Here is a 17,264-nt window from a genome sequence, read left to right as displayed (position 1 = left end):
GCCTCACGCGGTCACCTCCTCGGCGGCCGGCTGCGGCTTGGGCCACGGCGAGGGCACCGGGCGCGGACGCACCCGCTGCGGCCACCAGAACCAGCGCCCCAGCAGCGAGGCGATGGACGGCGTCATCAACGACCGCACCACCAGCGTGTCGAACAGCAGGCCCAGACCGATGGTGGTGCCCACCTGGCCGATGATGATCAGGTCGCTGACCGACATCGAGATCATGGTGAACGCGAACACCAGGCCCGCGGCCGTCACCACCGAACCGGTGCCCACCATCGAGCGCAGGATGCCGGTGTTGACGCCCGCGTGGACCTCTTCCTTCATCCGGGAGACCAGCAGCAGGTTGTAGTCCGCACCCACCGCCAGCAGCACGATGACCGACATCGGCAGCACCATCCAATGCAGCGGAATACCGACGATGTGCTGCCACAACAGCACCGAGAGACCGAACGACGCCGCGAGGCTCAGCACGACGGTGCCGACGATGACGCCGGCCGCCGCGATGGCCCGGGTCAGCACGATCATGATGATGAAGATCAGGATCAGCGCCGCGACGGCGACGATCAACAGGTCATAGTCGGCGCCCTGCTGCAGATCGGCGTAGGTGGCCGCGCTGCCGCCCAGGTAGATCGACGAACCCTCCCACGGGGTGCCCTTGATGGCATCGGCCGCGGTGAGCTTGAGCGGTTCGATGCGCGAAATGCCTTCCGGGGTCAGCGGATCGCCCTGGTGGGTGATGGTGAACCGCACGGCCTTTCCGTCCGGGGAGATGAAGTTGTCCATGCCGTCGATGAAGTCGGCGTTGGTGAACGCCTCCGGCGGCAGGTAGAACGAATCGTCGTTGAGCGCTGCGTCGAACGCATCGCCCATCGCGGTCATGTCCTCCTGCAGGGACATCGCCAGATCCTGCTGCGCCTTCTGCGACGCGTACTGGTTGAGCAGGATCTCCTTCTGGTGCTTCATCGAGTTGATCTGATCCGGCATGACGGCCACCATCTTCGGCATCAGATCCGCCATCCGGCGCATCTCCGGCACCAGTTCCTCGAAGTCGCCGGACATCACGTCGATGCCGTCCATGGCGTCGAATATCGACCGCATGGACCAGCACATCGGGATGTTGAAGCAGTGCGGTTCCCAGTACAGGTAGTTGCGCAGCGGCCGGAACTGATCGTCGAAATCGGCCAGATGGTCGCGCACCTCGTTCATGTCATCCGACGTCGTCGCCATCTTGTCGGCCATCGACGCCGACACCGCGGCCAGATCCTCCTGGATGTTCATCATCTCGGTCATCGCGTCGATGCTGATCTGCAGATCGTCGGCTTGGACGAGCATGTTCGCCAGATTGTTCTGGGTGTAGTCGTTGCTCATGATCTGCAGATTGCCGCTCTGGCCGAGCGTATACGGGATCGTCGAGTGTTCGATGGGCTTGCCATCGGGCCGGGTGATGGTCTGCACCTGGGCGATGCCGCGAACCCGCACAAGGGCTTTGGCGATCTTGTCGATCACCAGGAAGTCCGCCGGGTTGCGCAGGTCGTGATCGGTCTCGATCAGCAGCAGGTCCGGGTTCATCTTGGCCTGGGTGAAATGCCGGTCGGAGGCGGCGTAGCCGACGTTGGCCGGCACCGTTTCGGGCAGGTAGATCCGGTCGTTGTAGGTGGTGTGATAGCCGGGCAGGGCAAGCAGGCCGACCAACGTGGCGATGACGGCGCACACCAGGATGGCGCCCGGCCAGCGGACCGTGGTGGTACCGACCTTGTGCCACAGTCGCGACTGTCCCATGCGCTTGGGCTCGAGCACCTTGCCGAACCGACTGCACACCGAGATCACCGCCGGACCCAGCGTGAGCGCCGACGCGATCACCATCACCATGCCGACGGCCAGCGGGAGGCCCATCGTCTGGAAGTACGGCAGCCGGGTGAAGTACAGGCAGCTGGCGGCACCGGCGATGGTCAGGCCCGAGGCGAGCACCACGTGCGCGGTGCCGTGGAACATGTCGTAGTACGCGGCTTCTCGGTCCTTACCCTTGCGGCGCGCCTCGTGGTAGCGGCCGATGAGGAAGATCGCGTAATCGGTGGCCGCCGCGATGGCAAGCGTCACCAGCAGGTTGATCGCGAAGGTGGTGAGGCCGAAGACGTGGTGATAGGCCAGCACGGCCACGATGCCGCGGGACGACAGCAGGCCGGCCATCACCAACACCAGCACGATGCCGGTCGTCACCACGGAGCGGTAGACGATCAGCAGCATGACGATGATGACCGCGAACGTCACCAGCTCGATGGTCTTCATGCTGGCGTCGCCGACCGCGGTCTGATCGGCGCTCAGCGCCGACGGGCCCGTCACGTAGACGTGCAGGCCCTCGGGAGCGTTGTCGTCCGAGGCGATTTCGCGCACCGTGGCCACCGACTCGTTGGCCAGCGCCTCGCCCTGCTCGCCGGCGATATAGACCTGCACGTAGGCGGCCTTGTTGTCGACGCTCTGGGCGCCGGTGGCGGTCAGCGAGTCGCCCCAGAAGTCCTGCACGTGCTCGATGTGCTTGGTGTCGGCCTCCAGCCGGTCGACCATGTCGTCGTAGAAGGCGTGCGCCTCGGCGCCGAGTGGCTCGTCACCCTCCAGCACGATCATCACCGAGCTGGAGGTGTTGTACTCGTCGAACACCTCGCCGACGCGTTGGGTGGCGATCTTGGAGGGGGCGTCGGCGGGGCTCATCGAGACCGCGCGCATCTTGCCGACCTCGTCGAGTTGCGGCACAACGGTGTTGAGCACCGCGATGATGGCGACCCAGGCCAGGATGACCGGGATGGCGAAGGTCCGCAGGAACCGCGGGATGAGGGGCTTGCGTTCCTCGGCCCGGTGTCGCGCGGTGGGGATCGGACTGGTGGCGGCCTCGTCCTGGTCGTCGTCGACGGTGGCGCTCATGCGGCCTTCACCAGGCAGTAGGTTTCGGCGTTCATGCCGGTTGCGGTCCTTTCATCCTTGACCTCGCCGTCGACCGTGATCCGGCAGGTGATGCTGTCGCCATCGCTCTGCGCCAGCAGGTTGACGTTGGCGGCCGCGGCCGTGGTGGTCATCGTGAGCGACCAGGGCAGCGTGGGGTCGGCCGCGCGCTGCGGTTTGCCGTCGAGATCCAGGTAGTTGATGACGGCGGTGCCGGCGGTGCCGAACACCTCCAGGACGACGACCTTGGGGTCGTCGTCCTCGGCGATGCCTGCCCCGACCGGGGTGACGACGACCGGGTTCGACCCGAATACCAGGCGGAGATTGCTCACCGTGAAGGCGCCGGCGGCGACGGCGATCACGATGAGGATGGGCAGCCAGTACCGGCGCAGCACCGTGGTCATGCGTGGACCTCGCGGGTGCGGACAGCGCAGTGCTCGATGACGCCGATCAATGGGGTGCCCCTTTGAGACGAATGGGACGGTCCCCCCGATGGCGACCGACACTTGGCTGGGAAAAACCTAACCGGATAAGTGGATAAGATCAATCCGGTTATGCCGAACGGTAAGCGACGTCACTACAGTGGGCCGCGTGGTTGACAAACCCTGCCGGGGCCTGCGCAAGGACGCCGAGCGCAACCGCCAGCGCGTCCTGAAGGCCGCGCGGGAACTGTTCGCGGCCAAGGGCATGGAGGGCAGCCTCAACGATGTGGCCCACCACGCGGGGGTGGGCGTCGGAACGGTGTACCGGCGGTTCGCCACCAAGGACGAACTGGTCGAGGCCGTCTTCGAGGACGGTATCGACGAGGTGGTGTGCCTGGCCGAAACCGCTCTCCAACAAGAGAATTCGTGGGACGGGTTCGTCTGGTTCATCGAGCGCCAGTGTGAGCTCACGGCCACCGACCGGGGATTGCGCGAGATGGTCTACAGCAAGGCCTACGGCGGCAATCGGGTCGAGCGCATGCGGGAACGGCTGGCCCCCCTGGTCACGCAGTTGGTCGAGCGGGCCAGGCGGGACGGGTACCTGAGGGAGGACATTCAGCACACCGATACCCCGATCATTTTCCTGCTGGCCGGCACCGTCAGCGAATGGGCCGGTCACGTCGAGCCGCAACTGTGGCGCCGCTATGTGGCCCTGCTGCTGGAGGGCATGCGCCGGCGTCCGGATCAGCAGCCGCTGGGCGTCGACGCCCTGGACCCCGACGGCATGCAGACGGCCATGCACGGCTGGGACCCGGCCGGCTGAGGGACTACGGCGCGAGCCGGGCCGCCACCCGCGTGACCCACTGCTCGATGGCGCGGGATTCGGCCGGCGTCATCGCGTCGAACACCACCGTGCGCACCAACTCGGCATGTGCGGGCGCGGCCGCCGCGAGCGCCGCGCGCCCCTGCACGGTCAGCTCGACGATCGCCCCGCGCCGGTCGTCGTCGGCATCGCGGCGTTCCACCAACGCCCGGTCGCGCATCCGGCGTAATTGGTGCGATACCCGGCTCTGTTCCCAGCCGAGATGCCGGCCGAGATCGTTCACCCGGCATCCGGGCGACTCGTCGAGGGCCACCAGCACGTCGTAGTCGGCCAGCGACAGTCCGCAGTCCCGCTGCAACTGCCGGTTCATGGCGGTCTGCAACCGTCCCGTCATCGTCAGGTATCCCCGCCACAGCGCCTGCTGCTGCGCATTCAGCCACATGGAATACATGACACATCATTTAAGTTGTGCTGTCCATCGCCCCCACCTAGGCTGGGCGCTGATATCGAGGAGCACGATGACCCGAACCGCATCCGTGGACATCCGGCCCGCGGCCGACCGCCCGGCAACCAGGATCTCCTGGCTCGACTCCAAGCACTCGTTCTCGTTCGGCGACCACTACGACCCGAGCAACACCCACCACGGCCTGCTGCTGGTGAACAACGACGACCGGGTCGCCCCCGGCACCGGCTTTGACACCCACCCGCACCGCGACATGGAGATCGTGACCTGGGTTCTGCAGGGGTCGCTGGTGCACCAGGACTCAACCGGCAACAACGGCGTCATCTATCCCGGTCTGGCCCAACGCATGTCGGCCGGGCGCGGCATCCTGCATTCGGAGAAGAACGACTCCTGGACGCTGACCGGATCCGAAAGCCACAGCGAGCCCGTGCATTTCGTGCAAATGTGGGTGGTCCCCGACGAGTCGGGCCGCGACCCGGGCTACCAGCAGCTCGAGATCGACGACGAACTGCTTCGCGGCGGGTTGGTCACCATCGCCTCCGGGATGCCAGAGCACCGCGACACATCGGCCATCGCGATCGGCAATCGGTATGCCGCACTGCACGGAGCCCGCCTGCAACCGGGCCAGTCGGTGCAGTTGCCGCAGGCACCCTATCTGCATCTGTTCGTGCCCCGGGGCGCGGTGAGCCTGGAGGGCGCCGGTGAACTGGCGCAAGGCGACGCCGCGCGACTGACGGCCACCGGCGGGCAGCGGGTCACCGCCACCGAACCGGCGGAGATCCTGGTGTGGGAGATGCATGCCGGCCTGGGCGGATAGCCTCAGGTTGATCGGCGGCCTGGCCGGGGCCGCCCTGGTGGCCGCGTGCTCGACCGAGGCCCCGGCGCCCGGCCCGCCCACCGTTGCGGACACCAGCTCGCCGGCCCCGGTGTCGACAGGCCTGGCCGAGGTGACGGTCACCGTGCCCGACGGTATGGATCAGCCCCCGTTCGACCAGCCCCGGCGCGCGCTGATACCGCGGGGCTGGACGTTGGAGGTGTGGGCCAGGACGTCGAAACCCCGACTGGCGGCGTGGGCCCCGGACGGAAAGCTGCTGGTTTCGATTCCCAGTACGGGACAGGTCCTGTCGATGCAGCCCGGCCGAGGAGCCGAGGTGCTGTTGGACGGCCTCACCCAGCCGCACGGGCTGACCTTCGCCGGAGACACCCTCTACGTGGCCGAGAGCGACCGGGTCGATGCGTACTCCTACCGCGACGGCTCCGCCGCCGACCGCCGCACCATCGCCGGCGGGCTACCCGACGCGCGCAGTCCCGACCTGCGCGGCGCGTACTCGCATGCGCTCAAGAGTGTGGCGGTCGGTCCGGACGGTGCGGTCTACTTCTCCATCGGTTCGACCGGCAACATCTCCGCCTCCGACCGTGACGCCGACCCTCCACGGGCCACCATCATGCGGGTTCCCGCCGGCGGGAGCGAGATGGAAGCCTTCGCCACGGGTGTGCGCAACGGGACCGGACTCGCCATCGCGCCGGATGGTTCGGTGTGGACGGCGGTGAACAATCGTGACAACGTCGCCGACCCGGACACCGGGCAGGTGCGTCCCGACTACGTCGACAACCACCCGCCCGAATCGGTGGCTCGGCTCACCCCGGGCCGCGAACTGGGTTGGCCCTACTGCAATCCCGATGGCGGGCCGGCAGATCTGGCACTCATCCGCGATGTGCAGACCAACCCGGACGGTAAGGCGATGAATTGCGCGGCCCTGCCGCGCATCGAACAGAGTCTGGCCGCGCACTCCGCACCGCTGGGCATGAGTTTCACCGTCGGGCAGCTGCCGGCGCCTTATGACAGCGGCGCCCTTATCGGAGTGCACGGGTCCTGGAACCGACAGAATCCGCAGGCCCCCGAGGTGTCGTTCTTCGACTGGCGCGACGGCACTCTCGGGAACCAGCAGACTCTCGTCGGAGGTTTCCAGACCCCCGACGGAAACCGCTGGGGCCGGCCGGTGGCCGCCGTCAGCGGTCCCGACGGCGCGGTGTACATCACCGACGATTACGCCGATGCCGTGTACCGGCTCGCGCCGCCGGGCTGACGAGATCAGTGGTGGACCGGTGTGCCCCGCCGACCGGAGATCCCGATGTAGAGGGCGATCAGCACGATGGCCACAACCACACCGACCAGGAACGGGATGATGGCGAAGCCACCGTTGCTGTTCGCGTAGCCGATCTGGTAGGTCACCCAGCTGCCCACCAGCGAGCCCACCGCACCCAGCGCAACGGTCATGAGCACACCGATGTTCTGTTTGCCAGGCATGATCAATCGCGCCAACGCGCCGACGATGAGGCCGACGAAAAGCGCGCTGATAATTGTCCCGATCATTGCTGCTCCTCAACTAAGTGACAGGTCTTTGGCTGCGTACCCAATTCCGGTGAGGTTCAAGCACGTAACTCGATGCGCAACCGTGATTCAGTTGTGACGAAAGTTGACAGTGTTGCTGGTGTGATTAATCTGAGCGTTCGGTCCACGTCAGTGGCCCGCCGATCCTGGAGGGAAAGCCGTGCCGATCGTTGCCGCCCGTTTCCGGCGCCTGGCCGCCGGTCTCGTGACGCTTGCGGTGACCGCAGCGCTGGCCACGACCACCGGCACGCCGGTCGCGAGCGCGGCCGACGGTCGCACACTGCTGGCCACCGCCATCGCCAATACCCGCGGTTCCTATCTGGTCTACAACTTCGGCAGCGGCCACCCCGCCCCATTGCTCAACGCCGCGGGAAACTGGTACGAGAGTGGCGGTGGCGGCCACCTGATGATCATCAAGGCCGCCTCCGCGCGGCTGGCACCGCGACTGCTGGTGGACACCCACAACGGTTATCAGGCCCGGTGCGAGCGCACACCGGGTGCCCGGACCGGCGACGGACTCGTGCAGGCGTCGGAGATCTACACCCCGATCGCCGCCTGGCAGGCTCTCGGGCAGCCCACCATCGCCATCAACGCCAACTTTTTCGATATTCGCGGGCAGCAGCGCGGTTCGTGGAAGTCCACCGGTTGCAGCTCTCCCCTGGGTGCCTACGTGGACAACACGCGTGGACTGGGCCGCGCGAATGTGCCGCTCACCGGCACCGTCGCCTATGCCGGTAAGCAAGGGCTCTCCGGAGGAGACGAGGTGTGGACTCCGCTGGCGACGATGATCCTCCCGGTCGCCGGTGCGCCGTTCGTGGTGCTGCCGCGTTCCGGCGACGACTTCGACGCGGCCGGGCCGGTGATCAACGATCTGGTCAACAAGGGCACCCGGTTCGTCGCGGTCAGCGGACTGGGATTGCTCGCCCCCGGGAAGACCGGGCAGATGAACGACCCCGGCCCCTCGGCCGCCCGGACCGCACTGGCGTACGCCCGCGATCGTGACGAGATGTACGTCTTCCAGGGCGGCAGCTACACCCCCGATCAGATCCAGGATCTTTTCCGCGGCTTGGGAAGCGACACCGCGATCCTGCTCGACGGCGGCGGCTCCTCGTCGATCGTGCTGCGCCGCGACACCGGCGGCATGTGGGCGGGCGCGGGCGTCCCCAAGGGATCCTGCGACACCTTCGAGGTGTTGTGCGACTCCCGCGAGCGCGCCCTGCCGAGCTGGCTCGCCTTCAATTGATCGCGTCGGGCGGTGGCGGATGCGGTTCGAACGGTGTGTACCACCACCATTGGGCGCGTTCGCCCAGTGGTCCTTTGCAGGGTGCCACATCCGGGGGCGGGGTGGTCGGTGGGCGGGCCAGTGCCGCACCGGTCAGGGGTTGTCCGTCTCTGTCGGTGACCACCAGCCGGTCGGCGGGCCCGGTGAGGGTGATCCCACCACGGTGATGGGATCGATGGTGAAACGGGCACAGCAGCACCAGATTTGAGAGTTCGGTGGGTCCGCCGTTCTCCCAGTGCACCAGGTGATGGGCGTGCAGACCGCGGGTCGCCCCGCAGCCGGGCACCACACACGACTTATCCCGGTACTCCAGGGCTCGGCGGAGTCGGCGGCTGATGGTGCGGGTGGTCCGCCCAGCCCCGATCGGGGTGCCGCGGCGTTCGAACCAGACCTCGCAGGTGGCGTCGCACAAGAGGTAGCGGCGGTCGGCGTCGGTGAGGGCGGCTCCCAGATGCAGCGCGGCGACGCGCTTCTCGACATCCAGATGCACCACCACGGTGGTGTGGGCTCCGTGCGGGCGGGCTGCGGCGTCGGTGTCCCAGCCGGCCTCGACCAGGCTCATGAAGGCATCGGTGGTGTCCGGGAACGGCGGTGCCTGCTCACAGGTCTGCGCACCGGCCTGCTCATCGTCGCTGTCGCCGGCGTCGTGATCACGTTTCCAGTCCGCGATCAACGCATCCTTGTGCGAGGCGACCGCGGCGTCGAACTTCGCGGCCTCCAGCTTGGGCAGCCGAATCTTGTAGGTGGTGTAGCCGTCGCCATCGACCGAGGAGAACGAACGCTTGGGCTCCGGCTTGCGGTCGGGATCGGGGCGGGGTTCCTGTTTGACCGCGGTCCGCAGTTGGGTGACCGTGGCGACCTGCACCAGATTGGCGTAGTGATCGTCGCAACCCGCGGCAGCCTGTTCGGCGATGACCCCGATCTGATCGAGGGACACCCGCCCTTCGCGCAATCCCTGGGTGCAGCGCGGCAATTCGTCGATGCGGTGCGCGACGGCGACCATGGTCCCGGCCCGGCGCGGGGTGACACCGGCTTTCCAGGCCACCAGCGCCTCGATCGACCGGCATCCCGTGGCACCCCACAACGCGTTGCCGTCGGCCGCACCTCTGCCGTCGATCTCGGCGATGATCTCCACCAACCGGCCGTCGATCGCATTGCGCTGCCCGGTCAGCTCGGCGATCTCCTCGAACAGCACATCCAGCCGAGGCTCAACGTAATTCTCCGCGAAAGGTGTTGTCGGCGGTGGCATACAACCACTCTCACGACGAGGTCCGACACGTGGCGGTGCGCGGTGCCGGGAAACCCGCAGTTATCCACAATCACCGATTCATCCACAGCCTGCGGGGCACGCAGGTGCTTCTATGCGGCCGCCTTGTCGGCCCGCTCGGATCCCGACGTGTCCGTATCCGCCTTGGTCGTCTCGGTCTTCTTGCTGTCGGACTTCTTCGGCGCCTTGGCGTCGGCATCCGAATCGGCCGTGCTCTCGGCGGGCTGCTTCTTCTTCGGCGTGAAGGCCTTCTTCAGGTCGCGCACGATCTTGCGCACCGGGTCCTTCTTCGCGGCCGGCTGCTCGACCGCGTCCGCATCCTCGGCCTCGGCGTCCACCGCCGGCTCGACCGCATCGGACGAAGGCTCTTCGGCGGCGTCTTCGGTGACGTCCTCGGCTGCGTCCACCGCAACGTCTTCGGGGGACTTCTCGGCGTCAGCCGACTCCGGTTCCGGGGCAGCATGTCTGGGTGCCGAGCCGGAGTCGGCCGGAACCTCGGCGTCCGGTGCGGCGGCATGCTTGCCGGTCGATACATCGCCGTCGGGTTGCACCGAGAGCGTCACCAGTTTGGGTTCGGAGTCCGGCAGCTCTCCGGCCGCCGCAGCCAGGGTGCGGGACGCATTGGCGGCCTGCCGGGCGGCCTGGCCGGTGAGTCCGCCGACCAGATCGTCGATCCCCTCCTGCAACCCGGCCGCCAGACCACCCATATTCAGTCCGCGGGTGAGGGTTTGGATCAGCTTTCCGATGTTCTCCAGAACATTCGGCGGGGCGGCGGTGGGGTTTCCGCTGATGAACTCCTTGTGGAAACCGTTCATCAGGGAGGTCAGCACGTCGTTCATCGCGCGACCCCAGTTGACCTTCGGGAACGACAGGAACGGTGTGGCGGTGTCCGGGTCGTCCAGGGTCCGGGTGTAGGTGCCGTCCGGGTTGCGTACCACGTCGGTGTAGCCGAGGTTCACCAGACTGGTCAGCGCCGGCGACAGCGCGTTGGCCAGCCGGATCGGGATGGTGCCCAGCGTTCCGAAGCTCACCATGTTGAGCACGTCACCGAGCAGGTAGAGCGGCTCCAGCAGGGGCAGCGTCCTGGTCGCCAGCGTCAGATAGACGTTGAGCGCCAACGGCGTACCGAGGTTCAACGCGTCGGCCACCGTCTCGCTGACCTCACCGAGGATCTGGTCCAGCGCGCTGTCCAGTTCCACCCCGCGCATGATGTAGGCCGCGCCGATGGTGCCGGCCAGCAGATTGTTGAACAGCGTGAACGGATTCGGCCACGCCGCGAAGTCGGAGTACGGCTGGTACTGGACGGTGGCGTCCACCTTGATGGGGATCAGATTACCCGCGCCGAGCTCGATTCCGGTGCCCAGCACCGGGATTCCGACACCCCGGTTTGAGGTGGCCACGTCGGGGCTGATGATGTCGATGCCGAGCCGCTCGAACAGCGGGTAGAAGCGGGCCAGCATGCCACCGTTCGCCCTGCCGACATTGTTGGCCAGGATCAACGGCAGAATCGTCAGGCTGCCCAGCGGCCCACCACCGGCGCCCACCCTGGGCTGATTGACCAGATCCGCGAGCACCTGGTGATAGGCCGAGCCGGTCGCCATCGCGCCGAAGCCGTACCCGATGGTGATCGGGATCCGCACATCGATGACGTCGAGCCCCAGATCGGGAGTGAGGACGTCGATGAGGTTCGTGACGACGGCGAGCAGCGGTCCGACCGCCGGGATGTTCTCGACCGCCGCGTCGGCGAGGTCCAGAATGCCGTCCAACAACTCTTCCACGCCGACCGACAGGTACGGGGCGCTGTTGATGGCGTCGGCCACCGCGTTCGCCGTGCCGGGGGTCCACCCCAGGTCCAACCCGGAGATCATCTTCAGCAGCGCGAAAGGCTCACCGGCGGTGACGAATTTGACCCCCGGGATGTCCAGCCCGGACAGGTTCAGCGGGTCGGACAGGTCCAGGCCGATGATGCCGAGCAGGCCCGACAGCGTCACGTTGCCGGCGCCGTCGGTGATGCCGAGCATCGACAGCAGGTCGATCAGCGGCCTGACCAGAAGATTCGGCAGCACCTCGTCGAGCAGCGGGCTGAGGTCGATCGGGATGGCGCCCAGCACCTCGTCGAGCAGGCCCGCCGGAATCCCGGTCAGCAGATCCTGGAGGTTCAGGCCGAGTCCGCCGGCGATGTTGAAGTTGCGGACCAGCGCGCGTTCGTAGGACTCGATGAAGTCCTGCACCGACTTGTACGCGGTCTTGCCCGCACCCCGGGTGACGTCGGAATGGGTCCCGGGAGGGCCGAAGGGACTCACCGAGGCGCTCAGGTCGACGGTCTGCTCGACCAGCCTCAGGTAATGCTCTTCCGGGCGAGGCGGCGGGGTCGGTGCGGCCGCACCGACGGTCAGCGCCGTCGCAGTGGCGGTCGCCGCCGTCACCACCGCGACCCGCCTGGTCCGCTCCGCCACCTTCCGGTGTTTCCCGGCCATATCCCCGTGCCTCCCCCGCTGCCAGTGGACTCTCAGCCAAAACTTAACATCAAGATCTTTCTCGACCGGGGCTTTTGCATCGGTAATTATCTCGGGCGTCGATCCGGTTTGCCGCAAGGCTTTTCGCGAGGCTGGGTTCCCCACGTTCGCCGCAGCATCAGGGCGCCGGCACGCTGATGTAGCGGTGGCGCAGCCCTTTGCCGGTCGGTACCGCGCCGACCACCTTTGATGCCTTTCGCCGCACCCCAGCGGCCCTTTGCGAAATCCGCACGGACGCGCACGGTCGGGCTACTGCTCGTCGAGCGCCTCGGGCCGAACGCGAAGATCAGCGCCGCCGCGGTGACGACCGCGGCGGCCAGCCCGATCACCGGTGCCACCACTTTCAGGGTCAGGGTCGCACCGAGCACCGCACCCGCGCACATGGTGAGCACCACCGTGTAGCGCAGCTTCTCGCGCTGGCCGGTGCCGCCGGCCAACCGGCTGTCGAATCCGATGCCCACGATGGTCTGGGTGAGCACGGTGGTGCTGAGTTCCTGGATACCGAACTGGCGGGCGCTGGCGTTCTGGATGCCGAAAGCCACTGCCAATCCGGCTATCAGGATGAGTTTGGTGTCGTCGTCATAGTGCAGTACACCGGCGCCGGCCAGGACGGCGAGCGCCACCAGCAGCACCACCTCCACCGCCAGAGCGGTCGGCAACCAGCGACGCACCGACGGGCCCCGGTGCCTTACCAGACGCCCACCGACGACGGCGCCGGTGACGAAGCTGAGGAACGCCACCACCGCGGCCCACAGGTCGACGCCGGAATGCGGGACGAACCAGAATCCGAGGAAGATGACGTTGCCGGTCATGTTGGCCACGAAGACGTGGCCCAGCACCAGCACGCTGACCGCGTCCACCAGACCGGTGGCGAACGTGAGCAGCAGCAGTGCCGTCATGGTGAGCCGATGCGAGACAGGCGATTTCATACCGGCGACCCCCGGGCGCTACAGCCGGGGTGTCAGATCCAGCGAGGTGATGGCGTTCATCTTGGTGATGAGCCAGTCGGTTCCGCGTTTCTCCATGATCAGACGGTAGGACAGGTAGCGCAGGGACGGGATGTTCTTGGTGACCGGGCTGGTCGCCACCGAGTTGGTGTACACGATCGCCGAGGCGTTGCCACCGTCGAGGGATTCCACCGCGGTGCCGAGCACGTCGGTGTTGTTGGACACCTGGGCCTGCTTGTTGGGTGCGGCGATGGCGTCGATGTACTTACGGTACTCCGCCTCGAAGTCCCCGCCGAGGAACTTGGCGGCCCGGTCGGGCAGGGTTTCCATGTCCTCGGGCGTGTAGGTCCACAGTGTGGTGATCGCGTCGGCGGCGGTCCCGGCGATGTCGAGCTTGACCTGCACCAGCGCCCGATCGGTCAGATAGGGCTCTGCGCCGGCCCCGGCGAACGCGGCGGCGGCGACGAACGCCGCGGCCCCGGCGGCGGCGGCCACCTTGATCCCGCGGCTCGGCGCGCGGTGCGGCACCGTGTCCTCCGTCTCGGCCTCGGTGGTCAGATCACCTGAATCAGCCGGCTGATCTTCCACTGCTGTCCCTCCTTGATTGTCGTTGCCAGCCAACGACTTCCGGTCTCGATAGTGGTTTTTCCGTCCGGGGTGGTGCTGGTCATCTTGGTGGCGACCAGGACATCGGCGCTGCCGTTGTCGTTCCACCGCTGCACGCCGGCCTCCAGGACCTCCCCGGTGGTGGGTTCGGCCCGGGCCACCTGAAGCAGGATCTCGTTCTGTTTCTCCGTGAACGTCTGCACGAACTCTCCGGTGCCCTGGGCGCGGATCCGGTCGGCGTAATCGTTGGCGTTGAACGGATCCAGAGTGGTGTAGGCCGTCATGAACGCCCGGACATAGCCCAGCGCATCGGCGTCCCGGATCTGTGTCTGACGGTTCGACTCGTGCGCGACCGTCATGAACGACGCCAGCCCCAGCGCCACCGCGATCACCAGCGCGGCGAGGCCGGCGACCAGTGGCAGCCCCCACCGGGCGGGCCGGTCGACCGGCGCGACGAAGAACTCCGGGGCGTCGGGATCGACGATGCGGCGCGGGCTCATCCGCCGCCCCCTGCATCGGGCGCTGGGGTATAGGGCCTCGTCAGCACGGTCAAGTTCTGCACCTGCCACTGGTCGCCGGCCTTGACGAAATCCACCCGCACCGTCGCGGTGATGAATCGCGTGGTGTTCGGATCGGTGCTGCGGTAGCCCTGCATCGCCAACAACATCGATGCGGTGGTCGAGGTCAGCTCGGGCTCCTCCAGCACGGCGCTGTTGACGGCCCAGTACTCGTTGGACGCCAGAGGTGCCGTCTGAAGCGCCTCCTGTTGGGCGATCAGCTGGGGCCGATAGACCTCGCTGGCCAGCGACTGTGCCCGGGCGAAGTCATCCTCGGCGGTCTCCGGGGTATAGCTCAGCACCTGCTCGACGATGCGGGGGCCCTGCTCGGCGATCTGGGTCCGCGCCTCCTCGAGGGCACGGTCGTGTCGGTACACCACCAGGTAGCCCGACGCGGTCGCGGCGATGCATACCACGGCGAGGGTCAGCAGTCCGATCGCGACCGGTCGGCGCGGACTGCGTTCCGGCTCGCCAACCCGGTGCACTTCGGTGCGCAACAACAGGTCCGCGAAGGTGCGGTGTCGCCGATCCCACAGCGGCCACAGCCAGCCGAGCAGCACTGCGGCGGTGTCCAGCAGGTGGGCGATATCGCGGAGAAACAACCGTCCGACGTCCGCCGGCGTGCCGTCGAGGCCCACCACCCGGATACCGGCCACCGCACGACCCACCGTCCAGCCGTACCGCGCCGGCAGCAGCCAGCGGTTGGCCATCATCGCCAGGCCGGCCACGGCCGCCAGGGTCACGTAGACCCACCACAGCCAGCCCAGCAACGGCGCGGTCCAGGCCAGCTGCGCCAGCGTGCCGAGGAGCGCCATGCCGAACAGCACATCGATGCTCAACGCGCCCGCCCTGGCGCCCCAGGACGCCAGGTCCGCCGCTGCGACCTCCCGGGTCTGCGTAACCTCGTCGAGCACGGCCGTCACGTGCTGACCTGGACCAGGTTGGCGATCTTGTAGGTACCGTTGTCACGCTGCATCGTGACGCGCAACCGGTAGCCCTGTTCCTGGCCGGCGGCTTCGCTGTTGCTCACCTTGGTGCGCAACGCCACCAGCACATCGACCGAGCCGTCGTCGTGGTGGCGCTCGACCGCCGCACGCAGATCGGCGACCTCGACCTGCACATTGGCCGCCTGATAGGCCTCCGTCAGCATCGAGCTGTAGAACACGGCCTGGGCGCCGAAGTCACCGGTCGAGCACTCGACGATCCTGGCCTGCGCGGCGCCCATCGACGCGGTATCCGGGGCCTGGGTCGCGATCACGCAGTCCTTGGCCGCTTGCAGGGCTACCGCGTCGTCGCGAGCGATCTGCTCGCTGCGGGCATTGGACTGCAGCAGCAGGTATCCGGTCACGGTGAGGCCCGCGGCCAGCACGAAGAGTGCGGCGCAGATGCCGGTCAACCAGCCGCGGCCGAGTCGGCCGTGGTTGGTGTCCTGGGGTGTCGCGGGAACCGCCTCCTCGGCGGCTGGGATGTCGCTGGTGTCGTCGTCCTGGTCGGTGGGGTTCAGCCGGCTGGTGCCAGCATCTCCTTCCATCCGTTCTCTCCTGGGTTATTCGAGTTGTTGACCGAGTACTTGACCCCGTCAGGTCCGACCACCTCGCCGCTGGACGGGCTGTAGACCGCCGACGGACCTGATGCCGGAGTGTAGATGCAGGGGTTGGGTTGCTGTCCACTACAGGTGACCGTGCCCTGTCCGGGCGGGGTGAGCGGATCGCTGGTCGGTGCGCTCGATTCCGGTGGGGGCAGTTGACTGGCCGGCAGTGGATTCAACCCGTTGTTGATCGACGGTGCAGGGATGACCTGGCCGGGGTTCACCGGTTGGGTGCATCGCGCGCCGGCGGCGGGGCAGTCGACGATCTGATTCGGATCGCCGTACCAGGGGTTGGTGCCCAACGGCACGTAGGGCTCGTCGCTGCGGCATTCCCGTGGGGTGGCGGCACGTTTACCCGGCACGTCGGCGCAGGGGTTGTTGCGCGCGCCGCGCACCACATTGGTGGCGTCCTTGGGAATCTTGCAGTAGAGACCCTGCGGGATCGGTTGGGTGCTGGTGTCGGCCGGTGACCGCCACTGCGGGGCCGGCAGGAACCCGGTCAGGCAAGGCGGGGGCGAGTTGACGCCCAGACCGAAGTGCAGCAGGCCCTGGGCACCGAAGATCGTCCCGGCCTGGCCAAGGGCGCCACCCTGCGGTAGGAGCACAAGTATCTGCTCGACATGCTTGTTGTACCGCTTGAGCATGTCGAATATGACCTCGAGATTGGCGAGCGTCTGGGGCAGAGCGTCGCGGACGTCGCTGAACACCCCGCTGAGCTGATCGGCCGTCGGGGCCGCCTGCTGCAGACCGCTGCGCAGCGCGGCATCCTGCTCGGCGGTCTGCGACGCGATGGTGTTCAGATTGGCCGCCCACCGGGCGATGGCGTCCGCAGAATTCACCTGGCTGTCCAGGATCGGCCCGGAACGGTCGACGATATCGTCCACCGCCCCCAGATTGTCCCGGAAGTCCCCGGCCAGTGCCTGCGTCGCATCCACCAGCCGCTGGAGTGACGGCCCCAGCCCGCCCACCGCCGTGGCCGTCTCGTCGAGCAGCTGGCCGATCTTCTCCTTCGGTATCGCGGCCAGGCTGGCCTGGGCGGCGTCGAGTGCCGGCCCCACCTCCGAGGGCACAGTGGCCTTGGTGATGGTCTGGCCGGAAGAGAAGTACGCGCCGTCATCGGTGTCGGACACCACGTCGATGAACTGCTCGCCGACCGCCGACACCGAATGCACGTTGGCGCTGGCATCCAGTGGGATCTTGGCGTCGTTGTCGATGTCCATCGTCACCCGGGCGCCCTGTGGGGTGGGTTCGACGGCGCGCACCTTGCCGATGGTGACGCCGCGGTAGGTGACGTTGGCAGTTTCGTAGAGTCCCGCCGAACTCGGCAGATCGGCATACAGGCGGTACATCCCGATGCCGAAATGGGCGGGGAGGCGCAGATATACCAGGGACAGCACCACCAGAGCGACCAGTGTCAGGGCGGCGAAGGCCAGCAACTGTATTCGAATGAACTTGGTCAGCAAC

General features: G+C 67.3%; 15 protein-coding genes and 1 pseudogene. 4 read left to right on the top strand and 12 right to left on the bottom strand.

From position 1 onward, the window contains the following. Nucleotides 1-3: 3 nt before the first annotated feature. Both K0O62_RS01525 and K0O62_RS01520 read right to left on the bottom strand, forming a co-directional pair. Nucleotides 4-2,919: an MMPL/RND family transporter gene (locus tag K0O62_RS01525; protein WP_073855371.1), complete on the bottom strand. Its 2,916-nt coding sequence runs from the start codon at nt 2,917-2,919 to the stop codon at nt 4-6. Beyond that, on the bottom strand, nt 2,916-3,341 hold the full coding sequence (locus K0O62_RS01520) for an MmpS family transport accessory protein (RefSeq protein ID WP_073855370.1): 426 nt from the start codon (nt 3,339-3,341) through the stop codon (nt 2,916-2,918). Before K0O62_RS01520 ends, K0O62_RS01525 begins: the two co-directional genes overlap by 4 nt. A 187-nt stretch (nt 3,342-3,528) precedes the next feature. On the opposite strand from K0O62_RS01520, the gene K0O62_RS01515 reads away from it, so the two are divergent. Next, nucleotides 3,529-4,182, top strand: a complete 654-nt coding sequence (locus K0O62_RS01515) for a TetR/AcrR family transcriptional regulator (RefSeq protein ID WP_073855733.1) — start codon at nt 3,529-3,531, stop codon at nt 4,180-4,182. Nucleotides 4,183-4,186: 4 nt separating this feature from the next. On the opposite strand, the gene K0O62_RS01510 is transcribed toward K0O62_RS01515, so the two are convergent. After that, nucleotides 4,187-4,633: a MarR family winged helix-turn-helix transcriptional regulator gene (locus K0O62_RS01510; protein ID WP_073855369.1), complete on the bottom strand. Its 447-nt coding sequence runs from the start codon at nt 4,631-4,633 to the stop codon at nt 4,187-4,189. Between the two features lie 67 nt (nt 4,634-4,700). On the opposite strand from K0O62_RS01510, the gene K0O62_RS01505 reads away from it, so the two are divergent. Together K0O62_RS01505 and K0O62_RS01500 are read left to right on the top strand one after the other, a co-directional pair. Continuing rightward, entirely contained in the window at nt 4,701-5,462 is a 762-nt protein-coding gene (locus K0O62_RS01505) for a pirin family protein (RefSeq protein WP_073855368.1), read from the top strand. Further along, the gene (locus K0O62_RS01500) at nt 5,443-6,732 is read left to right on the top strand and encodes a PQQ-dependent sugar dehydrogenase (protein WP_073855367.1); all 1,290 of its coding nucleotides are present in this window, start codon (nt 5,443-5,445) and stop codon (nt 6,730-6,732) included. The genes K0O62_RS01505 and K0O62_RS01500 overlap by 20 nt, the downstream gene beginning before the upstream one ends. A 5-nt stretch (nt 6,733-6,737) precedes the next feature. On the opposite strand, the gene K0O62_RS01495 is transcribed toward K0O62_RS01500, so the two are convergent. Then, entirely contained in the window at nt 6,738-7,019 is a 282-nt protein-coding gene (locus K0O62_RS01495; protein WP_073855366.1) for a GlsB/YeaQ/YmgE family stress response membrane protein, read from the bottom strand. A 178-nt stretch (nt 7,020-7,197) separates the two neighbouring features. Here K0O62_RS01495 and K0O62_RS01490 point away from each other — a divergent pair, with 178 nt between their 5' ends. Continuing rightward, on the top strand, nt 7,198-8,280 hold the full coding sequence (locus K0O62_RS01490) for a phosphodiester glycosidase family protein (protein ID WP_073855365.1): 1,083 nt from the start codon (nt 7,198-7,200) through the stop codon (nt 8,278-8,280). On the opposite strand, the gene K0O62_RS01485 is transcribed toward K0O62_RS01490, so the two are convergent. The 8 genes and pseudogenes from K0O62_RS01485 to K0O62_RS01450 form a co-directional block, all read right to left on the bottom strand. After that, entirely contained in the window at nt 8,273-9,568 is a 1,296-nt protein-coding gene (locus K0O62_RS01485; protein WP_073855364.1) for an HNH endonuclease signature motif containing protein, read from the bottom strand. The genes K0O62_RS01490 and K0O62_RS01485 overlap by 8 nt on opposite strands. 110 nt (nt 9,569-9,678) lie before the next feature. Further along, nucleotides 9,679-12,063: a hypothetical protein gene (locus tag K0O62_RS01480; RefSeq protein ID WP_073855363.1), complete on the bottom strand. Its 2,385-nt coding sequence runs from the start codon at nt 12,061-12,063 to the stop codon at nt 9,679-9,681. Nucleotides 12,064-12,371: 308 nt separating this feature from the next. Then, nucleotides 12,372-13,031: pseudogene (locus tag K0O62_RS01475) on the bottom strand (YoaK family protein); the annotation flags it as partial. An 18-nt stretch (nt 13,032-13,049) separates the two neighbouring features. Next, nucleotides 13,050-13,637: a mammalian cell entry protein gene (locus K0O62_RS01470; protein WP_372512808.1), complete on the bottom strand. Its 588-nt coding sequence runs from the start codon at nt 13,635-13,637 to the stop codon at nt 13,050-13,052. Continuing rightward, the gene (locus K0O62_RS01465) at nt 13,604-14,155 is read right to left on the bottom strand and encodes an Rv1363c family protein (RefSeq protein WP_073855362.1); all 552 of its coding nucleotides are present in this window, start codon (nt 14,153-14,155) and stop codon (nt 13,604-13,606) included. The genes K0O62_RS01470 and K0O62_RS01465 overlap by 34 nt, the downstream gene beginning before the upstream one ends. Then, complete coding sequence (locus K0O62_RS01460; RefSeq protein WP_073855361.1) at nt 14,152-15,135, bottom strand: RDD family protein; 984 nt, start codon at nt 15,133-15,135, stop codon at nt 14,152-14,154. The genes K0O62_RS01465 and K0O62_RS01460 overlap by 4 nt, the downstream gene beginning before the upstream one ends. Next, nucleotides 15,132-15,743 (bottom strand): Rv1363c family protein, encoded by a 612-nt coding sequence (locus tag K0O62_RS01455; RefSeq protein WP_073855360.1) that lies wholly within the window; start codon nt 15,741-15,743, stop codon nt 15,132-15,134. The genes K0O62_RS01460 and K0O62_RS01455 overlap by 4 nt, the downstream gene beginning before the upstream one ends. Continuing rightward, complete coding sequence (locus K0O62_RS01450; RefSeq protein ID WP_073855732.1) at nt 15,713-17,263, bottom strand: MCE family protein; 1,551 nt, start codon at nt 17,261-17,263, stop codon at nt 15,713-15,715. Before K0O62_RS01450 ends, K0O62_RS01455 begins: the two co-directional genes overlap by 31 nt. Nucleotide 17,264: the final 1 nt, after the last annotated feature.

Origin of the sequence: Mycolicibacterium diernhoferi (assembly GCF_019456655.1) — a bacterium.
GTDB classification, from domain to species: Bacteria; Actinomycetota; Actinomycetes; order Mycobacteriales; family Mycobacteriaceae; genus Mycobacterium; species Mycobacterium diernhoferi.
The sequence above is the reverse complement of the archived record's forward strand: the minus strand, read 5'-3'. Positions and strand labels throughout refer to the sequence as shown.